The organism is Streptomyces sp. NPDC050619 (assembly GCF_040654815.1).
Taxonomy (GTDB): Bacteria; Actinomycetota; Actinomycetes; order Streptomycetales; family Streptomycetaceae; genus Streptomyces.
Genome location: NZ_JBFAIR010000001.1, coordinates 673617 through 692837 on the forward strand (window position 1 = coordinate 673617; position 19221 = coordinate 692837).

Here is a 19221-nt window from a genome sequence, read left to right on the forward strand (position 1 = left end):
GAGGTGGGGGAGGTGGGGGAGGTGGGGGAAGCGAGGGTGGTGGCGTGGGCGCCGGGCTCACGCCGTGCCCGTCGTGGCCGTACGGTCGCGGACGCGGGCGGCGGCGATGCGGGGGGAGGTGGCCAGCGCGTCGGCGATGCCCCCGAGGGCTGCGGAAGAGGGTGCTCTCTCCGGGCAGTCCGCGGGCTCACCGGAGGGCACCAGGGGTCTGTCCCCGCCGCGTTCCTCCGCGGCGCCCGCGGCGATGACCACGGCCCACGCGGTGGCCTCGGCCCGCTCCGCGTCGCCACTCGCCCGCGCCTCGGCCTCCAGGGTCCGCTCGTACAGATCCCGGTCGAAGAAGGCGTCCAGGCTGCCGAGCGCGTTGTGGATGCTGGTCTGCCGCCACACCAGCCGGGTGGCGGGGGAGGCCCAGCGCGGCCGGGGCAGGCGCAGCGCCCGGCGGGTGAGCAGGTCGTCCAGTTCGCGCTCCAGCGGTTCCAGGCGCGTGTACGCCCGCCGCGCCCGCTGAGCCTGAGTCAGCCGGGGTCCCACCAGCGGGATCAGCACACCCGTGACGGTCATCAGGGCGGCCAGGCCGGCGGCGGCCGGCGAGACCGTCGTACTCAGTCCGGACCAGTCGTTTCCGTACCAGCGGGCGACGACGGCGGCGAGCTTGGACACGCTGTACCCGGCGTTGCACAGCGCTCCGAGGCCCAGCACCACCAGGCCCGTGCGCAGCCAGCCGTGCACCTCGCGGGCCCAGCGCAGCGCGGAGACCGTGGTGACACTGGCGGCGGCGAGGTGACCGGACAGGTACAGCACGATCATCTCGGCGATGAACGGCGTCGTCGCGTAGTAGGTGTCCAGATCGGTGCGGCGCTCCACGGGGGCGTCGCCCAGGACGAAGGTGGTGGCGATGCCGAGCAGCACGAACGCGTACGCCACCATCCAGCGGCGGGAGGTGCGGTGCACCCGCGGTCCGCCGCGCCAGTAGACGATCAGGATCTGCGAGGCGGCGCTGTACGCGGTGATCGACGCGTAGGTCAGCGGTGCGGCGAGGTTGGGGATGCCGCTGAGGTGGTTGACGGCCGCGACCGTCGGCTCGGCGCCGAGGAAGAAGCAGACGCCGGCGAGGCCCAGGACGGCGCAGATCGCCCGCAGGTAGGGGTCGCACCGGTGGCGGATCAGGTCGGGGGCCTTGAGCAGGAGGCCCAGCCACAGCAGGCCGCAGCTGAGGTAGTTGATCAGGCCGTTCATCGCTGGGTCCCGCGGTAGTTGAGCGCGGCTCCGATGCGCCCGGCGAGGTCCTGGGCGCCGTCGCCCGGCGCGGAGCCCGCCGTGGCCTCCAGCCAGGGGCGCAGCCGTCCGGCCATGAGCATGCCGAACCGGTCGGCCTCCTGCTCGTCGTCCAGGCTGAAGTCGGTGCGCGCGGCGACGGGTCTGGGACGGCCGTCGTCGGCCGCCGCGACGGGCGCGTCCGTGCCCTGCTGGTGCATGTGCCATACCTCGTGACAGAAGATCACCATCTGATGCCATACGGCGGCCCGCCGGTCCACGACGACGATGTCGTGGGCGTCACCCTCCAGCCACAGTCCGCTGGCGGTGTGCGGCGGGAAGACCTCCTTGCGCACGACGACCTCACGCCCGCGCCACCGGCTGACGGAGTCGACGAGCGCGTCGAACAGCGCCTCGGGGTCCTCGGGGAGCGGCACCCGCAGGGGGCCGATGAGCACGTCGGCGAGCCGACGCATCTCCTTCTTCCTGCGCACCGTCACGAGTTGCCGGGCCATCCGTTCCTTCAGTTACCTCACCTCCGGCGCGACAGCGGCCGGACCGGCCGCCCGGGCCGTGACGGCCGCCCTGGCCCGCACCGCGCCGATGACCGCAGGCCGGCGCAGGGCCCGGGAGACCGCGCCGATCTCCCGCAGCAGATCCGTGGTATCGGGGTCGCCCATCGCCTCCCGCCGCGGACCGCGGCCCTCCTCGCGGCCCCCCTCCCGGCTCTCCGCGTCGACGGCGTCGAGGATCGCCACAGCGGCGGCCAGCGCCTTCGCCCGGTCCGGGGCGAAGCCGAGGCCGAGGGCGGCGTCGTAGGAGCGGGCGCGCAGGTCCTCGTCGAGGTGCCGGGCCAGCGGGAGCAGCATGTCGCGGATGAACGTCTCGCGGCGGGTCAGGCGCAGTTCGGGGGTGGCACGCAGCAGGAAGGGCACACCGTGGCCGTTGACGGTCCGGGTCAGCACGTACAGCGGCCGCAGTTCGCGGTAGGCCAGCCGCAGGCGCCGGCGTTCGTGCAGGTACTGGCCGGCGTGCGGCAGGATGAAGCCGACCGCGATCAGGATGGCCGACAGACAGGCCACGGGCGGGGCGAGGACGGTGCTCAGCCGGTCCAGGTCGTGACCGGTCCAACGGGCCGCCACGGCGGTGAGTTTGGCGGCGTCGAAGACCAGCTGGCTCGCGTAGCCCAGGCCCAGGAACTTCAGCCCCCAGCGCAGCCAGGCGTCGAGTCCGTCGGTGCGGACCCAGTTCCAGATCAGCCGCGACGTGATCACGGTGGCCACGGTGTGCGCGAGCAGGTAGAGCAGGATCACCTCGCGCATGTACGGGGTGTTGGCGTAGTACGTGTCCAGGTCCCGCAGCCGCTCCACGGGCACGTCCGCGAACGCGAACAGCACCCACAGCGCCACGATCACCCCGGAGTAGACGGTGATCACCCAGCGCATCGCGCGGCGGGTCTGGGCCGAGCGGTCGGACAGGCCGTTGCGCCAGGCGATGATCAGCAGCAGACAGGAGCCGCAGAACGCGGTGAGGAGCGAATAGACCCAGGGCGCCGAGATGTTGGGCACGCCGGTGACCCGGTTGGTCCAGGCGATCGTCGACGGCGTGACGAACACGAACACGCAGCAGGCGATCAGCAGCAGCCCGCCGACCGCGCGCAGCAGCGGATCCTTCCACAGCCGGACGATCGTGGGCAGCTTGATCGCCAGTGCGGCGATCAGGACCCCGGTCGGGATGTAGAAGGAGACGGAGTACGCACTGAGGTCGAGGGCGTACGTCACCGCAGCTCTCCTCCTCGCCGTCCGTCGGCCGCTTTTTCGAGGTTACGCGCCCCCAACTGCCCGCGGGTCGTGGGCGGCTCATTTTTGTCCGGCTCATTTTTGTCCGACCCGTTGACGCGCAAGCGCTTCGACTCTACGGTCCGTTCGAAGTTACGAGCACGATTCGATATATCGAACAGTTAGGGCAGGGTATGGGACTACCTGACCTGAATCGCAGGCAACTGCTGGCCGCGGCGGGCGGTTTGGCGGTCGCGGGCAGTTTCGGCTTCGCCGCGCTCGGCACGGGCGCCGACGCCCTCGCCTCTGGCGCGAGCACGCGGGTGCGGTACTGGAATCTCTTCAGCGGCGGCGACGGCTACAACATGATCGCGATGCTGGACTCCTTCCGTAAGGAGTATCCCGGCATCGACGTGAAGGACTCCACTCTCCAGTGGGGCAGCCCCTTCTACACCAAGCTGGCCATGGCGGCGGCGGGCAACCGCGCACCGGACCTCGGCGTCATGCACCTGGGCCGGGTCACCGGCTTCTCGCCCGGCCGCCTCCTGGACCCCTGGGACGTCGACCTGCTCACCCAGTACGGCGTGCGGGAAGCGGACTTCAACCCGGCGCTGTGGAAGCGCGCGGTCATCGACGGCAAGCTCTACGCCCTCCCGCTCGACATCCACGTCCAGCTCTGCTTCTACCGCAAGGACGTGCTGAAGAAGGCGGGCCTGCTCGGCGACGACGGCCGCATCGTCCCGGTGACGTCCACCGACGAGTGGTTCGACGTGCTGAAGAAGGCGAAGAAGGCCACGAAGAAAGGGTTGCAGACCATCGGCCTGTGGCACAACGACCAGAACTTCCAGTGGTGGTTCTTCGTCGCCTTCTACACCCAACTCGGCGGTACCTGGTTCAACGACGCCGACACCGAGGTCACCTTCGACACCGACAAGGCCGTCCAGGTCCTGGAGTTCCTGCGGCGGCACATCACCGACGGGTACGCCAACCCGGGCTTCGGGGGCACCGCCGGCGCCGAACAGTTCATCAACGGCGCCCCCTTCGCCTGGGAGGGCAACTGGTCGGTGCCGGTGTTCGACAGCGCGAAACTCGACTACGGCGCGACCCCCCTGCCGCCCGTCTTCGGCAAGCAGGCCACGCACGCCGAGTCGCACTCCTTCGTACTGCCGCACCAGTCCGACCGCGGCGGCGCCGCCAACGAGGGCGCCCACCGGCTCGCCGCCTACGTCGTCCGGCATGCCCGGCAGTGGGCGGCCGGCGGCCACATCCCCGCCTACACGCCGACCCTGTCCACGGCCGCCTACAAGAAGCTGAGCCCGCAGAACGAGTACGTATCGGCGATGGACCACCAGGCCACCGAGCCCAAGGTGTGGTTCGCGGGCTCCACCGGCATCCTCGCCCAGCGCGTCGGCCCGATCGTCGTCTCCTCGACGATGGGCTCCGCAAGGCCGGAGGCCGCCGCCCGCCGGATGAAGAGCACGCTCACCCAACTGCTCGCCATGAAGAACCCCATGGACGGCAAGACCGCCGCGCAAGGAGGTGCGACCGCATGATGGCGACCAGCGCCCAGACCGTGATCGCGCCGACGCGCGCGAAGGTCACCGCGCGGAGTGCCACCCTCCGCCGCAAACAGGGCTTCCAGCACGGCGGCTGGTTCGTCGCCCCGTTCCTGGCACTGTTCGCGCTGTTCGTGATCTGGCCGCTGCTGCGCGGCCTCTACCTCAGTTTCACGGACGCCAACATCTCCGGCGACAGCGCGAACTTCATCGGCCTCGACAACTACCGCGAGGCCCTGAAGGACCCGCTGATGTGGGACTCGCTCGGCCACAGCGCATACTTCACGCTCCTGGTCGTGCCCTGCATCACGGTCCTCGCCTTCCTTCTGGCGATGCTCGCCCACCACATCGAGCGCGGCACATGGCTGTGGCGGCTGTGCTTCTTCGTCCCGTTCCTGCTGCCCTCCACCGTCGCGGGCAACCTCTGGCAGTGGCTGTTCAACCCCGGTACCGGCATGGTCAACCACGTCTTCGGCATCGACACGCCGTGGCTGACCGACAAGTCGTACGCCATGCTCGCCGTCGTCATCACCACCCTGTGGTGGACGGTCGGCTTCAGCTTCCTGCTCTACCTCGCCGCCCTCCAGGGCATCCCCGCGCACCTCTACGAGGCCGCCAAGCTGGACGGCGCGAACGCCTGGCACCGCATGGTCCACATCACGCTGCCGATGCTGCGCCACATCACCGGCCTCGTCATCGCCCTCCAGATCCTCGCCTCGCTCCAGGTCTTCGACCAGGCCGTCGTGATGATGGACTTCACCCCGGGGCCCGAGGACTCGACCCGCACCTTCGTCCAGTACACCCTCGAACAGGGATTCACCAGCTACCGCGTGGGCTACGCCTCCGCGATCTCCATCATCTTCTTCGTGATCATCGCGGCCGTCGCCCTCGCGCGGATGTGGCTGCTGCGCAACCGTGAGGAGGGCGGCCGATGACCACCGCCGCACCGATACGCGTCAAGCCCCGCAAGGTCTGGACGCCCAGCCAGATCGTGCTCACCCTCCTGGGCGCCGCCGTCTCCGCGGTGTTCCTCGCGCCGCTGGCCTGGGCCCTGTTCACCTCCCTCAAGTCCGAGACCGAGGCCGTCGAAGTGCCGCCGCACTGGCTGCCGAAGGTGTGGACGGGGCAGGCCTGGAAGGCCATTTTCGAGACCGGCAACATCACCAACTGGTTCGTGAACTCGCTGGTGGTCTCGGTGTGCGTGACGTCCGTCGTGCTGCTGGTGAGCGCGCTCGCCGGATACGGCTTCGCCCGCACCGAGTTCCGTGGCAAGGGCGCCCTGATGGGCCTCGTCATGACCGGCCTGATGGTCTCGCCGGCGGTCCTCGGCGTCCCCCTCTTCACCACCGTCCAGCAGATGGGGATGGTGGACACCTACTGGGGCATGATCCTGCCGCAGTGCGCGCCCGCCGCGATGGTCTACATCCTGTACAAGTTCTTCCAGGGGATCCCGCGTGAACTGGAGGAGGCGGCGTTCATCGACGGCGCCGGCCGCTGGCGGGTCTTCTTCACCATCGTGCTCCCGCTGTCGCGCCCCTCCCTCGCGGCGGTGGGCATCTTCACCTTCATCGCCTCGTGGAACAATTTTCTGTGGCCATACATGGTGACCAACAACCCCGACCTGATGACCATGCCGAACGGCATCGCGACCGTCATGAACTCCTACGGCATCCAGTGGGCCCAGCTCATGGCAGGCGGTCTCATGGCGAGCCTGCCGCTGATCGTCGTCTTCGTCTTCTTCCAGCGCCAGATCGTGGCGGGCGTCGCGCACACCGGCCTGGCGGGCCAGTAACGGCAACTGGTCTCTTTTAGGGGCGCGGGGCTGCATCAATTTGCGGCTCCGCCGCGTGGGCGCGACCAGCCACAGACCACTTGCAGCCGCGAACGAACAAGAACCCCCACCTCGAAAGGCGAACATGCGCACCGCCCGCTTCACCATCGACCCCAACTTCACCATCGGCAAAGTCAACCCCCGCCTCTTCGGCTCCTTCGTCGAACACCTCGGCCGCTGCGTCTACACCGGCATCTACGAACCAACCCACCCCACAGCCGACGCCGAAGGCATCCGCACCGACGTCCTGGACCTCGTCCGCGAACTAGGCGCAACAACCATCCGCTACCCCGGCGGCAACTTCGTCTCCGGCTACAAGTGGGAGGACTCCGTCGGCCCGGCCGAAGACCGCCCCCGCCGCCTGGACCTCGCCTGGCACTCCACCGAGACCAACCGCTTCGGCCTCTCCGAGTACATCGCCTTCCTCAAGAAGGTGGGCCCCCAGGCCGAGCCCATGATGGCGGTCAACCTCGGCACCCGAGGTGTCGCCGAGGCCCTGGAACTCCAGGAGTACGCCAACCACACCGAGGGCACGGCGCTGTCCGACCTCCGCGCGGCCCACGGCGACAAGGACCCCTTCGGCATCAAACTGTGGTGCCTCGGCAACGAGATGGACGGCCCCTGGCAGACCGGCCACAAGACGGCCGAGGAATACGGCCGTATCGCCGCCGAGACGGCCCGCGCCATGCGCCAGCTCGACCCGGGCGTCGAACTCGTCGCCTGCGGCTCCTCCTCCCAGAGCATGCCCACCTTCGCCGAGTGGGAGGCGACGGTCCTCAAGGAGACGTACGACCTCGTCGACTACGTCTCCCTGCACGCCTACTACGAGCCGCACGACGGTGACGTCGACTCCTTCCTCGCCTCCGCCGTCGACATGGAGTCCTTCATCGAGAACGTGGTCGCCACCTGCGACCACATCGGCGCCCGGCTGAAGTCCAAGAAGAAGATCAACCTCTCCTTCGACGAGTGGAACGTCTGGTACCTCTCCCGCTGGGAGGAGCACGCCAAGACGTTCGAACAGGACGAGTGGCCCGAGGCCCCGCGCCTGCTGGAGGACAACTACAGCGTCATGGACGCGGTCGTCTTCGGCTCGCTGCTGATCGCCCTGCTCCGGCACGCCGACCGCGTCACCGTCGCCTGCCTCGCCCAGCTGGTCAACGTCATCGCCCCGATCATGACCGAGCCGGGCGGCCCGGCCTGGCGCCAGACCACGTTCTTCCCCTTCGCGCAGGCCTCGAAGTACGGCCGCGGCGAGGTCCTCGACGTCCGGGTCGACTCCCCGACGTACGAGACGCGGAAGTACGGCGAGACCGACCTGCTGCACGCCACCGCCGTACGCGCCGAGGACGGCACGGTCACCGTCTTCGCCGTCAACCGCAGCCGCACCGAGTCGCTCCCGCTCGAAGTCGGCCTCAACGGCCTCGACCTGACCTCCGTCGTCGAGCACAGCGCCCTCGCGGACGCCGACCCCGACGCCCGCAACACCCTCGACGAGCCCGAGCGGGTCGCCCCGCACCCGGTCGAGGGCACGGCCCTGACGGACGGCACGCTGACCGCCGTACTGGAGCCGCTGTCCTGGAACGTGATCCGGCTGGCGTAAGAGGGCGTTTTCCTCACCGGACATGACGATTTCTCGGTCATCCGGCTCTCCCGTGATCACGACGTGAATGATCTGGCTGCTGTGCCGTATGGATGCGGTCATGACAGGCGTCGCAGGCCACGACGGTCTTGCGGCGCCGGTCGAGCATGACGCGCGTCCAGTCGAACGGCTGGTGGCCGACGTTCAGTTACGACGCTACTTTAAATATAGTGTGCTATATCTGCTAGTGTGTCAAAGGTGGGTGCTGCTCAAGATCGACAGGAAGCTCAGGCAGGCTCTTCGGGCTCGCCGCAGCGGCGTCAGTACCGAGGCACGCTGCGTGACGAGCGTGCGGCCGACACCCGTGAGCGCATCGTCGCAGCGGCCCGCGAGCTGTTCGCATCGCGCGGGTTCACCGGGACCACCGTGGCAGTCATCGCCAAGCACGCCGGGGTGGCCACACCGACGGTGTATGCCGTGTTCAACAGCAAAAGCGAGATCATGCGCGAGCTGGTGAGCCGCCTCGAAGTCGAGGCCGACAGCCAGCGGTGGCACGCCCGCGTCGAGGCTGAGATCGACCCCCGGCGCAAGCTCGAGTGGTACGCAGCCTGGCATCGCACCCTATTCGCCACAGGCAGGGACGTGCTGGCCGCCGCACTCGACGCCGGTGGCGACCCGGTCGTCCTGGACCTGCGCGAACAGGGTGACCGCAAGGCGCAGGCCTGGTTGGAACCCATCATCGCCGCGCTGGCCGCTGCCGGCGTACTCGCGCCGGGCCTGACTCAGCAGCAGGCCCTCGACCGTGGGTTGATGCTGAGCAGCGTGGAACTCTACTTCCGTGCCACCAAGGGGCGAGGGTGGTCCGACGAGGACTACCAGCAATGGCTCACGGAACTGCTCCACCACCAGTTGGTGGCCTCCCCTGACGAGTCGGACGACGACAACTAGCAGGAGCGCACCTCGCCGGCCGCCAGCGCCGTGGCCCTTCCTCCCGGCGATTGCCTCGAAGACCGAGCCGGCCTCGGCCCGGCCTGAGGCACAGTCGCCGCCGCGGCAGCAGCTTCCTCGCCGAGGTGACTGCGCTACCCCTTGCGGGCCTTGATCTTGTCTTGAGCTGCGGCACGACCTGGAAGAGGTCGCCGACCATGCCGTCTGCATACCGGTACGGTGCTGGATCGCGCCGGTGATGCCGGAGGCGAGGTAGAGCTGCGGCGAGACCGACTTACCGGTCTGGCCGACCTGGCTGGAGTGCGGGTACCAGCCCGCGTCCACCGCGGCACGCGACGCACCGACCGCCGCACCGAGCGAGTCGGCCAGCGCCTCAATGATCCGTGTGGCCGTCGCCAGCCCGGTCGCACTCGGCCGGAGCGCCGTTCACCAGCATGTGCTCAGCGTCCGGCTCGCGCAGGGCGCAGGTCAGACGTCAGGTCGGGGGCGCGGCGAGCGAGCAGGTTGGTGATGGAACGGACGTAGGCGCATCCCAAACGAGGCCTTTGAGACCGCCGATCCGCTGCGTTTGACGCGGCTGTTCGGTGTCACCGGGCAGACTGCCAAGCGCTGTGTCGCCACCGCGAGCCCAGGACACACCACGAAACGGCTGGGTGAGCCCTTTCCCGGAGGTCCGGCACGGCGGGGTCGCTGCCCTCGGCTTCGAGGCGACTGACCGGTGCCCAGACCGCTTTGCCTGTCCATGTCGCCCTCGATTCTCTCCCTTGACGCGCCTAACGAATAAAGCGGACTATATTGAAAGTAGACGCGTAAAGAAGGTTTGATGCGGACCGCGTGCGTACGACGTGCCGGCCGCCCGGACCGACCCCAAGCATTTGAATCAGAAGGAAACTGGATCGTGAAACTGTCCGTTGCCCTGTCCGCCGCTCTGGTGGCCGTGACGCTGACCACCGGGTCGAGCGCCTATGCGGCCGAGTCGTCCCCCGTTCCCGCGGGGAAGCTGCCCGCGGCGACCGCCACTGCCCCGACGCGGTGGCCCACTACCCTGCCGCTGCCCGCTGGGGAACGGCCCGAAGGCTTTACGATCTCGGGCACCACCGGCTACGCCGCCTCCTTCACGGACGGCAGCATCTGGCGCGTCAACCTGCGCACCGGGAAGTGGCAGCTGCTCACCCCGGCCACGGGAGTCGGCGGAGCGGTCGGCATCAGGGTCGACAGCCATGGACACCTCTTCGTCGCCGGCGGCTACGCCGGAAACCTCCGGGTGATCGACTCCTACACCGGCAAGGTGCTGGCCACCTACCAGCTCGCCAAGGACGCCCACACCATCGTCAACGACATGACAGTCCTCGACGGGGCCCTGTACGTCACCGACTCCTTCTCCCCGTATCTCTACAAGCTGCCCCTGGGCAAGGGAGGCGGGCTGCCCGAGCAGAGTGAGGTGCAGGCCATCCCTCTCAAGGGCATGCCCTACACCGATGACAACGGGGGTTGGAACGCCAACGGCATCACCACCACCCCCGACGGCAAGGCACTCCTGGTCATCCAGACCAACACCGGCGTGCTGTACCGAGTGGACCAAGCCACTGGCCACGCCACGCCGGTCGATGTCGGTGGCGCGGACCTGACCTGGGGCGACGGCATGCGCCTGGAGGGCACCACCCTCTACATCACGCGCAACGTAGCCAACAAGCTCGCCGTCCTGCAGCTCAACAAGGCGGGCACGAAGGGCCGGCTCACCACCGAGGTGACCGATCCGCGGTTCGACAACCCCACCTCCGTCACCCGCCTCGGCAACAAGCTCTACATAACCAACGGCCGCTTCTCCGCCGCCGACCCCGCGAACACCACTTACTCCATCGACGCGATCCCGAACCCGGCCTGACAGCCCCGCGGCGGCCGGGGGCACCTCCTGGCCGCCGCGGCCCGCGCGTCGGCCAGCCAACTGCAGAGCGGCCTGCCGCCGAGAGTCCTGCCCCGTCTGCCCGCTGCTGGCGCCGCCGCCCGCTACCTCAGCGGCCGGGGGAGGCCACCGGTGTCACCGGAACTCCTCCGGCCGCCGCACCCAGCAGCGTCAGCCGTACCTCGCCCGGTCCCGCGGGTGTGGTGCCGTCGGACAGGACGGCCAGGGCGAGTGTGTTGGCGCCACGTGTGCGCAGGATCCCGTTCGGCAGGACGAAGGTGTGCTGCGGGCCCACGTCGTTGATGTACTGGCCCAGGTTCCAGCCGTTGAGGAAGATCTGGACGCGGTAGGCGCGGGCCGGGTCGTCGTCGAGGACGAGCCCGATCGAGGCGTCGGTCCCGGCCTCGACGGCCAGTCGGAAGGCGGTTCGGTACCAGGTCACCCCTTGCCGCCGGTCCGCGCGCGGCAGGTCGGTCGGCTCCCAGTCCCCGTCGCTCCCGTCCGCGAGGTCCGGCAGATGCCAGCCCTCCCGCTCCCCGTACAGCCCGCCGTTGTTCTGCGGCCCGCGCACGGGATCGAGACCGGCCGCGCCCTGCAACCGCCAACTCACCTTCGGCGAGGCGCCTGACGAGGCGTCTGACGACGCGCCTTTGAAGGTGACCGCCGTCAGCCCGCGTGCCGCCTTGTGCGTGTCGAGTGCCTCGCCGTCCTGGTCGTGCTGCATCCGCCGGACGAGGACGGACAGCACGTGCGAGCCGCCCGTACGCAGCTGCTGGGGCACCGGGAGAGTGGCCGTGGCCCTCCAACTGCCCTGCCGCACCGTGCTGCTGTCCGGCACCGGCATCCGGTGCGTGCCCAGCGGCTCCCCGTCCAGCCAGGCCATCAGCAGCCCCTGTGTGCCCGTGCTGTAGGCGAGGGATACCGACTCCAGGCCGGCCGCGTCCGTGAGGCGGCCCCGGTACCAGACGTCGCCGTAGTGGAAGCCATAGTCGTCCGCGAACAGCACGGGCTGCCCCTCGGGCACGGGCGTGACGCTGTACGACGACTTCTTGTCGGCGGCCTTCCACGCCGAGTCGTCGAAGCCGGGATCCGACTCCGGGTTCTCCGTCCGCCGCCGCCAGCCGCCGTCGAGCGCGGGCAGGGCCACCGGGCGCACACCGGGCAGCGGCTGCTCCGCCAGCAGACTCTCGGTACCGCTGATCCTCGTGCGCAACAGGCTCCCGTTCCAGGTGACCTGGCCGATGCCGCGCGGGCCCCACACCTCGAGACCGGTCTCGCCGATCGTGTCGCCGGTGAGGTGCACGGTCGAGTCCCGCAGCACGACCCCACGCACCAGCGCGGGCCCGTAGACCAGCGCCGTGCCCGACGGGGTGTCGTACGGCCACAGCCGGACGGCGTTCGCGTCGTCGGCGAAGATCAGCAGCATGGTCCGGTCGTGGCCGCCGCCCTCGACCTTCACCCGGGTCAGCCCGCCGACGCCGAGCGGAGCGGTCACCCGCAGCAGGCCGCGGTCGTACACCCAGGCGCCCTCGGCGTCCAGCCGGGTGGTCGTCGGCTCCTCCGGGCAGTCCAGCACGACCTGTGCCATCTCGCCGTACGGCCCCGCGAACACGGCGATGTCCTGCCGTCCGGCGGTGACGCACAGCATGGGCTGCACGGTGGAGTACCTCAACTTCCGCTGCCCGATGGCCAGTCCGGTCGCCAGCAGACGGGCGTCCCGGGCCGGGACGGTGACCGGCACGTCGAAGGCGGTGCCGGGCAGGGTCGAGGAGACCTTCTCGGCGCTGTCGTTGCGCAGGACGTACACCTCGGCGTCGGTGTCCGGGTTGGCCAGGTGGTACACCCTGAGCCGGTCGTCCGACGCCTTCACCTTCGCCGCCCGGTCCAGCTTCGCGAAGTCCGGCTGGCGTTGCAGCAGATGCCCGATCTGGTGCATCGGGGCCACCTTGGCGGTGGCGTTGCGTCCCTCGTCGAAGGCCGCCCCGTAGTCGTACGACGTGTAGACGACCGGCGCGGGCAGCCAGCCCCAGGAGGTGCCGCCGAAGGTCATGTAGGCGTTGTGCAGCGTGACGCCGTCCGCGAGGTCGGTGAGGTAGGAGCGCCGCTCGTACGCCGCGTCCTGGGCCCGCCGCGCCTGCGCGTACCCCTTGCCGCCCCAGGGGTCGGACGATCCCGCACCGAACTCCGTCACGAATCCGGGGAACCTCGAGGCGGCTTTCGCCGCGCCGGCCCCGAAGTGCCCCCTGCCCTGGTCGCTGTGGAACAGGGGTACGTCGATGCCGTCGGCCCGTACCTTCTTGTACAGGTGGGGCTCGTTCTCGATCTGGTAGAGCAGGACCGTGCCCGCGCCCTTGGTGAACAGGTGCCGGGCGGCGATCGCGTTCACCTCGGTCAGCCACTCGTCGGCGTACGAGAGATATTTGGGGTGGGCCCGGCCCTCGGTGGCCGTCAGCCAGCCCGGGAGGCCGCCGGCGTCGACGTCCGCGCCGAGGTACGGGCCCGGGCGCAGGATGACGTACAGGCCGGTCTGGGCGGCCGTCCGCAGGAACAGGTCGAGGTCGCGGACGCCCGTGAAGTCGTACGAGCCCGGCGCGGGGCAGTGGTAGTTCCACGACACGGCGACACTGACCGCGTTGTAGCCGTGCGCGCGCATCTTCTCCAGCACGTCCCGCCACAGCGACGGGCTCGGCAGCCGGAAGGGATGCATCTCGCCGGACCACAGGACCAGCCGCTTGCCGTCGACCAGCAGCGAGTACCGGTCGAAGCCGACCGTGTGCCCGCGCCCGTCGGTGGCGGGCGGCCCGGGCGCGGGGCCGGTGGGCACGGGGGGAGGCGAGGAGGCGTTCGTCGAACTCCCGCCGCTGCCGCCGCCCAGCACGAAGCCGAGCGCCGTGGTGCCGGCGAGAGCGCTGAAAGTACGTCTGCTGAGCCCCAAGGGAGCGCCTCCTGTTGTGCCTGACCGTTCGCGACCGCCGGTGTCGGGTCATTGTGTACGGGCGGACGCCGCACAATTGTCGTATGAGGATCTCTGCGCGAGCGGATTACGCGGTACGGGCGGTGCTGGAGCTCGCCGTACGGCAGGACGACGGACCGGTGAAAGCGGAGACCATCGCCGCCGTCCAGGTCATTCCGCACAAGTTCCTGGAGGGGATCCTCGGCGATCTGCGGCGCGGCGGAATCGTCGACAGCCGACGCGGCGGGGGCGGCGGCTACCGGCTGGCCCGCGAGGCCTCGGCGATCACCATCGCGGACGTTATCAGAGCCGTCGACGGGCCGATCGTGTCGGTACGCGGCGAGCGGCCCACCGGACTGGAGTACACCGGCTCGGCCAAGCCGCTGCTGCCGCTGTGGATCGCGCTGCGGGCCAACGTCCGCCGGATCCTGGAGGGCGTCACGGTCGCCGACATCGCGGCGGACGCCCTGCCCGAGCCCGTACAGCGGCTGGCGGCGGAGCCGGCGGCGTGGGAGAACCCGTAAGGCGTTCTTGGGCTGCTGAGTTGCTTTTGGGCTGCACTTTTAGGCGGCGCTCAGATTGACCGCCTAGGGTGACGTCCCGTCAATCCCTACCCACCCGGTAGGAAACCTAGGGAAGACGGGACGGAGACGGACCCATGCGCACGCTGATACTGCTCGCCCTCGCGGGCCTCGGCGCCCAGCTCGTGGACGGCAGCCTCGGCATGGCCTACGGCGTGACCTCCACCACCCTGCTGCTGGCCATGGGCACCAACCCGGCCGCCGCCTCGGCCACCGTCCACCTCGCCGAGATCGGCACCACGCTGATGTCGGGCGCCTCGCACTGGCGCTTCGGAAACGTCGACTGGAAGGTCGTGGCGAAGATCGGCGTGCCGGGAGCGGTCGGCTCCTTCCTCGGCGCGACGGTCCTCTCCAAACTCTCGACAGAGGCCGCCGAGCCGGTGATGTCCCTGATCCTGCTCGCCCTCGGCCTCTACGTCATGTCCCGCTTCACCTTCCGCGGCCTGCCCAAGGGCAACCTCGGCAAGCCCCTGCGCCGCCGCTTCCTCGCCCCGCTCGGCCTGGTCGCCGGATTCCTCGACGCGACCGGGGGAGGCGGCTGGGGCCCGGTCGGCACGCCCGCCCTGCTGGCCAGTGGACGGATGGAGCCGCGCAAGGTGATCGGCTCCATCGACACCAGCGAGTTTCTGGTGGCGGTCGCCGCGAGCCTCGGGTTTCTCTTCTCGCTCGGCTCCCAGGGCATCGACGTCGCCTGGGTCGTCGCCTTCCTCCTCGGCGGCCTGGTCGCCGCGCCGCTCGCCGCCTGGCTGGTCCGCCTGCTGCCGCCGCGCGTCCTCGGCTCGGCGGTGGGCGGCGTCATCCTGGTCACCAACGTCCGCACGCTGGTCAACAGCGACTGGCTCGCGGTGTCCGGGGCGCCCGCGACGCTCGTGTACGTCGTGCTGTACGGGCTGTGGGCGGGGGCGCTGGCGTACTCGATCCGGGCGCACCGGAAGGAGAAGGCAACGGCGGCGGAGGTGGCGGCGGAGCCGCAGCCGGTAGGGCTCTGATCTGATCCGCTCCTGCCCTGGAAAGTTACAGGTACAGCGCCGGGCGCCTGCTCTCCAGACTGTTCACGCACGGCTGTTCGGCTGTGTGTGAACAGGGGGAAAGGATCACTCATGATGATCAAGAGGCGGCTGACCACCGCGGCTCTGGGTGTGGCGGCGAGCGGCGTGCTCATCGTGGCCACGGCCGGCGCGGCGCACGCGGCGGGTACCAGCGCCAGCCGCACGGGCGTCAGCGTGTCCGCGTACTGGGACTGGTCGGCGAATTCGCTCACGAACGTCGACTACACCGTCAGGGACACGGACTGCGACGGCAACGACGTGTACGGGCGCATGCGCGTCTACACCAAGCTCGTCCCGGACGGAACCGACACCACGAAGCGCTACAACTCCAGCGGATGCGACACCAAGGTGACGTACTCGGACCTCAAGTTCGAGGCCACTAACCACATCACCGGCCTACGCCTGTACGCGTGTGTCAATGACGCCGGTGCCGACTCCTGCACTCGCTCCAGCTTCATCGACAACCCGAAGGTCGACTGACGCACCGCGGTGGCCCCGCGGGTGGCGGGGCCACCGTCGGTCAGCTCGCTGGTGCTCATAGCGCTCCTCGCATCCGCTGTAACAGGCTCATGGAGTCTTCGAGGGTGAGAGCCTGCGAACGCATCCTGGCATATCGCTTCTTGAGCACGCTGACGATCTTCTGGTCAGAGAGCAACTGCCCGCTCTCCGGGGCCTCCGTATAGGCGAACCACCTGTTGTCAGGGGTTTCCAGCAACTGCATGGGACCGTGCAGCCCGGCATGCGACGCCCGCACCAACGGCATGATCTGGATCTCGACGTTCCGAAGCTCGGAGATCTCCAGTACGTGGTCGATGAGTTCCCGCGTCACCGCTGTCCCGCCCGTGCCCCGGAGGAACAGGTGCTCCTCGATGATGAAGCCGAAGGCGGTATTCGGGCGTTCCCGCAGCAGCCGCTGACGTTCGGCCGGTGCGTCCCACTGCGCCTCGATCTGCTCGTTCGTCAGCGGGGGCAGCAGCACCTCCCGCCCCCTCAAGGCCCCGTCACCGTACGTACGTTCGCCCAGCGCCTCAGCCCCACCCCTCGCGGCGCCCACCTCGCCCGGCACCTCGCCGTGAACCAACTCCACGAGTGGGGCATCCCGCACGGCAGTGACCCCTCAGAGGCCGTGGCCGTGATCGTCGCTGGGCTGGCCGCGAACGCGGTGACGCACGGACGCGTCCCGGGTCGGGACTTCGAACTGCGGCTCGCGCTGGTCACCGGCAGCGTGCGCGTCGAGGTCACCGACACCCGCACGCACCCTCGTCCGCCCGCCCCCGACGACGTACGGACATGCCGACCGCTCGACGAGGCCGGCCGAGGCCTTCTCCTCCTCGACGCGCTCGCCGACCGGTGGGAGGTGGTCGACCGGGAGCCGCCGCCCGGCAAGATCGTGCGGGCCGAGGTCGATGTGCCGGGGTGGCTGTCCCTGGCGGCTCACGGGGTGGGCGACGGCATGTCAAGTTCCTTGCGAGACAGCGTGCCGCGCCCTGGACGAGGTAGCGTGATGTGACAAAAAGGTCAATTGCTTCAAAGGAGTGCGAATGGTGCTTACTGTGCGCGTGGCGAAGCGCATCGCCAAGGACTTTCCGGGGCGGGACGGCCGGGTCGTGGAAGAGCTCCTCGCCGAGCTCGTGCACCACCTGACCGAGAGGGGCGACAAAGAGGACAAGGAGCGCATCGCCGCCGCCACGCTCCTGTGCGGGCGGGGAAGGGTGGACCGCCTCCTCGACGCGGTCCAGCTGGCCAAGGAGGACTGGCGGGACGTGCTGGTGGGGGCGGGTCTGGCGGACGCGACCTGGAGAGACCGGTTGGAGGCGGACTTCGGCCCGGCGGTGTGAGGCTCCGTTAAGAGGTGACCGTTGGGCCGCCCGCTTCTTTACCAGTGTCGTGCTTCCACGACCCGAGTAAAGGGCGCTCCGCTGACGCTCCGCGTCGGCTTCGCCGATGGCCCTGCGGGCCACCCTTGACTCGGCTCGCTCCAGCACGGGGAAGAAGCGAGCGGGCGGCCTGGGGAAAGCGGGGGCCCGGGTGGGCGGCCCCTCGGGTTGGTCGAGGGGCGGGCCGGGGCGAGGGGGCGCGCTCGCGCCTCGCCAGCACGCCGGGTCGGCTTGGCGGCGAACGGTGAGTGGGTGGTGCGGGTCGCGTCGGCGGGGTGGGGGCGCGCCGGCTGGCTCAGCGGCGAGCGGTGGGTGGGTGGTGCGGGTCGCGTCGGCGGGGTGGGGGCGCGCCGGGCTGGCTCAGCGGCGAGCGGTGGGGGGGTGCGGAGCGCGTCGGGGTGTCGGCGCGCCAGGTGGGCTTAGCGGCTTGCGGCCGGTGGGTGCGTGCGCGCTCGTACCCCGGCGGCACGCGGGGCCGGTTTGGCGGCTTCCGGTCGTGGTGGCGCGTCAGGCTCGGTGGGGGCGCGCCGGGGTTGCTCGGCGGGGTTCGGGCTGTGGGCTGGTGGAGCGGGCGCGGCCTGCGGGTCGGCCAAGGTGGCATCGGCCCGGGACGGCAACACACCGACAGCACGGGACAGCCCCCGCCCGCACCCCTCTCGGGGCTACGCAGCACAGTAATTGGCGGATCTGTTCCAGCCTGCCGCGCCCTCACCTGCTCTTTCGCCCCGGCCCCTTGGCACAAATCTGCCACTCACCGCCGTCGCGTGCCCGCGCCACCCACTTGCTGATGGTCGCTCAGCCGGGCCCGGCGTGCCGCCGGGATGCGAGCGCGCCACGCCCCCACCGGCCGCAAGCCGCTAAGCCCACCCGGCGTGCCCCCACCCCGCCGACGCGACCCGCACCACCCACTCACCGTTCGCCGCCGAGCCGACCCGGCGTGCTGGCGAGGCGCGAGCGCGCTCCCTCGCCCCGGCCCGCCCCTCGACCAACCCGAGGGGCCGCCCACCCGGGCCCCGCTTTCCCCAGGCCGCCCGCTCGCTTCTCCCCCGTGCTGGAGCGAGCCGAGTCAAGGGTGGCCCGCAGGGCCATCGGCGTAGCCGACGCGGAGCGCCCTTTACTCGGGTCGTGGAAGCACGACACTGGCAAAGAAGCGGGCGGCCCAACGGTCACTTCGTGGCATGCGTGAGGAAGCCGGCCCCCGGGCGTCCTAATCGACGTCATCGAAGTCATCGAAGTCGCCGAAGACGCGGACCTCGGGAGCGAACCCCTGAACCGTCTCCTTGAGGCGGGCGGGATCCATCCTGCACAGGAACATGGAACGGGCCGACGCCGTGGTGCCCCGGAAGGTCTCCACGAAATCGGCGTCCACGGATGTGGCCAGGTACTCGTCGATTTCGCGTGTCACGGGAGAGCTCGTCGACGCCAATGACGGGACGGCGGTCCCCTTCTTGCTCCGCACCTCGAGCTCCGAGAACTTGAGCCGCCACTTCTCCTCCGTGTAGAGGCTGACGGACACGATGTCGGACCACGCCGCGAACTCCGCCCTGCGGGCCGCCGGCAGACCGCCCAGGGTGATGCCCTTCGGGTCGATGACGACAGCGATCCGCCGGCTTGAGGCCATCAGGACGATCACGGCGAGGAAGGGGGCAAGGACCAGCATGAGGTGGTTGTGGGGAGGCGGCTCAGCGCCTGGGGCGAAGTCGCCCCCGATGAGGAAGGCGAAGATCAGCGCCGTCCAGGCCCCGGAACGTGTCCACCCGTAGCGGATCGTGTACGTCGCACCCAGTTCTTTCACGGAGCCGATGATCCCGTAGTTGGCAGCTGTTGCTGCGCAGACCATTGACGCGCAAGAGGTTCGATTCTACGGTCCGTTCGAACTTGCGGTCGCTGTCCGAAATATCGGACGACG

Annotated in this window: 17 protein-coding genes and 2 pseudogenes; 11 read left to right on the plus strand and 8 right to left on the minus strand. The window is 69.8% G+C overall.

All coding sequences use genetic code 11. From position 1 onward, the window contains the following. Positions 1-57 precede the first annotated feature (57 nt). From AB0I77_RS02975 to AB0I77_RS02985, 3 genes are read right to left on the minus strand one after another with little or no spacing between them, the layout of a single operon-like run. Positions 58-1239: an MAB_1171c family putative transporter gene (locus tag AB0I77_RS02975; RefSeq protein ID WP_363280490.1), complete on the minus strand. Its 1182-nt coding sequence runs from the start codon at positions 1237-1239 to the stop codon at positions 58-60. Then, positions 1236-1733 (minus strand): toxin, encoded by a 498-nt coding sequence (locus tag AB0I77_RS02980; RefSeq protein ID WP_363280575.1) that lies wholly within the window; start codon positions 1731-1733, stop codon positions 1236-1238. Before AB0I77_RS02980 ends, AB0I77_RS02975 begins: the two co-directional genes overlap by 4 nt. Positions 1734-1784: 51 nt before the next feature. Then, entirely contained in the window at positions 1785-3038 is a 1254-nt protein-coding gene (locus tag AB0I77_RS02985) for an MAB_1171c family putative transporter (RefSeq protein ID WP_363280491.1), read from the minus strand. Between the two features lie 191 nt (positions 3039-3229). On the opposite strand from AB0I77_RS02985, the gene AB0I77_RS02990 reads away from it, so the two are divergent. From AB0I77_RS02990 to AB0I77_RS03005, 4 genes are all read left to right on the plus strand, one after another. Then, positions 3230-4588 carry an extracellular solute-binding protein gene (locus tag AB0I77_RS02990; RefSeq protein ID WP_363280492.1) on the plus strand — a complete coding sequence of 453 codons (1359 nt, stop codon included), beginning with the start codon at positions 3230-3232 and terminating at the stop codon, positions 4586-4588. Further along, on the plus strand, positions 4585-5526 hold the full coding sequence (locus AB0I77_RS02995; RefSeq protein ID WP_363280493.1) for a sugar ABC transporter permease: 942 nt from the start codon (positions 4585-4587) through the stop codon (positions 5524-5526). Before AB0I77_RS02990 ends, AB0I77_RS02995 begins: the two co-directional genes overlap by 4 nt. Next, positions 5523-6383: a carbohydrate ABC transporter permease gene (locus tag AB0I77_RS03000; protein WP_363280494.1), complete on the plus strand. Its 861-nt coding sequence runs from the start codon at positions 5523-5525 to the stop codon at positions 6381-6383. Before AB0I77_RS02995 ends, AB0I77_RS03000 begins: the two co-directional genes overlap by 4 nt. 124 nt (positions 6384-6507) lie before the next feature. Then, the gene (locus AB0I77_RS03005; protein WP_363280495.1) at positions 6508-8022 is read left to right on the plus strand and encodes an alpha-N-arabinofuranosidase; all 1515 of its coding nucleotides are present in this window, start codon (positions 6508-6510) and stop codon (positions 8020-8022) included. Positions 8023-8059: 37 nt separating this feature from the next. Here the strand turns inward: AB0I77_RS03005 and AB0I77_RS03010 are convergent, their stop codons facing one another. Further along, positions 8060-8209 carry a hypothetical protein gene (locus AB0I77_RS03010; protein ID WP_363280576.1) on the minus strand — a complete coding sequence of 50 codons (150 nt, stop codon included), beginning with the start codon at positions 8207-8209 and terminating at the stop codon, positions 8060-8062. A gap of 50 nt (positions 8210-8259) precedes the next feature. On the opposite strand from AB0I77_RS03010, the gene AB0I77_RS03015 reads away from it, so the two are divergent. Continuing rightward, positions 8260-8949: a TetR/AcrR family transcriptional regulator gene (locus AB0I77_RS03015; RefSeq protein WP_363280496.1), complete on the plus strand. Its 690-nt coding sequence runs from the start codon at positions 8260-8262 to the stop codon at positions 8947-8949. A 204-nt stretch (positions 8950-9153) separates the two neighbouring features. Here AB0I77_RS03015 and AB0I77_RS03020 read toward each other — a convergent pair. Continuing rightward, a pseudogene (locus AB0I77_RS03020) lies at positions 9154-9330 on the minus strand (FAD-binding protein); the annotation flags it as partial. 517 nt (positions 9331-9847) lie between these two features. Here AB0I77_RS03020 and AB0I77_RS03025 point away from each other — a divergent pair. Continuing rightward, positions 9848-10834: a superoxide dismutase gene (locus AB0I77_RS03025; RefSeq protein ID WP_363280497.1), complete on the plus strand. Its 987-nt coding sequence runs from the start codon at positions 9848-9850 to the stop codon at positions 10832-10834. A gap of 127 nt (positions 10835-10961) precedes the next feature. Here the strand turns inward: AB0I77_RS03025 and AB0I77_RS03030 are convergent, their stop codons facing one another. Continuing rightward, complete coding sequence (locus AB0I77_RS03030) at positions 10962-13787, minus strand: beta-galactosidase (RefSeq protein WP_363280500.1); 2826 nt, start codon at positions 13785-13787, stop codon at positions 10962-10964. 83 nt (positions 13788-13870) lie between these two features. On the opposite strand from AB0I77_RS03030, the gene AB0I77_RS03035 reads away from it, so the two are divergent. From AB0I77_RS03035 to AB0I77_RS03045, 3 genes are all read left to right on the plus strand, one after another. Further along, positions 13871-14329 carry an Rrf2 family transcriptional regulator gene (locus AB0I77_RS03035; RefSeq protein ID WP_363280502.1) on the plus strand — a complete coding sequence of 153 codons (459 nt, stop codon included), beginning with the start codon at positions 13871-13873 and terminating at the stop codon, positions 14327-14329. 134 nt (positions 14330-14463) lie between these two features. After that, the gene (locus tag AB0I77_RS03040) at positions 14464-15375 is read left to right on the plus strand and encodes a sulfite exporter TauE/SafE family protein (protein WP_363280503.1); all 912 of its coding nucleotides are present in this window, start codon (positions 14464-14466) and stop codon (positions 15373-15375) included. A 111-nt stretch (positions 15376-15486) separates the two neighbouring features. Continuing rightward, a complete protein-coding gene (locus tag AB0I77_RS03045; protein ID WP_363280504.1) occupies positions 15487-15915 on the plus strand; it encodes a hypothetical protein in 429 nt (142 codons plus the stop codon). A gap of 55 nt (positions 15916-15970) precedes the next feature. Here the strand turns inward: AB0I77_RS03045 and AB0I77_RS03050 are convergent. Beyond that, positions 15971-16408: pseudogene (locus AB0I77_RS03050) on the minus strand (DUF5753 domain-containing protein); the annotation flags it as partial. On the opposite strand from AB0I77_RS03050, the gene AB0I77_RS03055 reads away from it, so the two are divergent. Next, entirely contained in the window at positions 16385-16945 is a 561-nt protein-coding gene (locus AB0I77_RS03055; protein WP_363280577.1) for an ATP-binding protein, read from the plus strand. The pseudogene AB0I77_RS03050 and the gene AB0I77_RS03055 sit on opposite strands and share 24 nt — an antisense overlap. Positions 16946-16976: 31 nt before the next feature. Further along, positions 16977-17273 (plus strand): hypothetical protein, encoded by a 297-nt coding sequence (locus tag AB0I77_RS03060; RefSeq protein WP_363280506.1) that lies wholly within the window; start codon positions 16977-16979, stop codon positions 17271-17273. A gap of 1246 nt (positions 17274-18519) precedes the next feature. On the opposite strand, the gene AB0I77_RS03065 is transcribed toward AB0I77_RS03060, so the two are convergent. Next, a complete protein-coding gene (locus tag AB0I77_RS03065; RefSeq protein ID WP_363280507.1) occupies positions 18520-19107 on the minus strand; it encodes a hypothetical protein in 588 nt (195 codons plus the stop codon). Positions 19108-19221 lie beyond the last annotated feature (114 nt).

Coding starts and splice junctions, on each gene's coding strand:
- AB0I77_RS03040 (WP_363280503.1), top strand. CDS start 14,464: ATGCGCACGCTGATACTGCTCGCCCTCGCGGGCCTCGGCGCCCAGCTC.
- AB0I77_RS03000 (WP_363280494.1), top strand. CDS start 5,523: ATGACCACCGCCGCACCGATACGCGTCAAGCCCCGCAAGGTCTGGACG.
- AB0I77_RS02995 (WP_363280493.1), top strand. CDS start 4,585: ATGATGGCGACCAGCGCCCAGACCGTGATCGCGCCGACGCGCGCGAAG.
- AB0I77_RS03045 (WP_363280504.1), top strand. CDS start 15,487: ATGATGATCAAGAGGCGGCTGACCACCGCGGCTCTGGGTGTGGCGGCG.
- AB0I77_RS02980 (WP_363280575.1), bottom strand. CDS start 1,733: ATGCGTCGGCTCGCCGACGTGCTCATCGGCCCCCTGCGGGTGCCGCTC.
- AB0I77_RS02990 (WP_363280492.1), top strand. CDS start 3,230: ATGGGACTACCTGACCTGAATCGCAGGCAACTGCTGGCCGCGGCGGGC.
- AB0I77_RS03005 (WP_363280495.1), top strand. CDS start 6,508: ATGCGCACCGCCCGCTTCACCATCGACCCCAACTTCACCATCGGCAAA.
- AB0I77_RS02975 (WP_363280490.1), bottom strand. CDS start 1,239: ATGAACGGCCTGATCAACTACCTCAGCTGCGGCCTGCTGTGGCTGGGC.
- AB0I77_RS03035 (WP_363280502.1), top strand. CDS start 13,871: ATGAGGATCTCTGCGCGAGCGGATTACGCGGTACGGGCGGTGCTGGAG.
- AB0I77_RS03060 (WP_363280506.1), top strand. CDS start 16,977: ATGGTGCTTACTGTGCGCGTGGCGAAGCGCATCGCCAAGGACTTTCCG.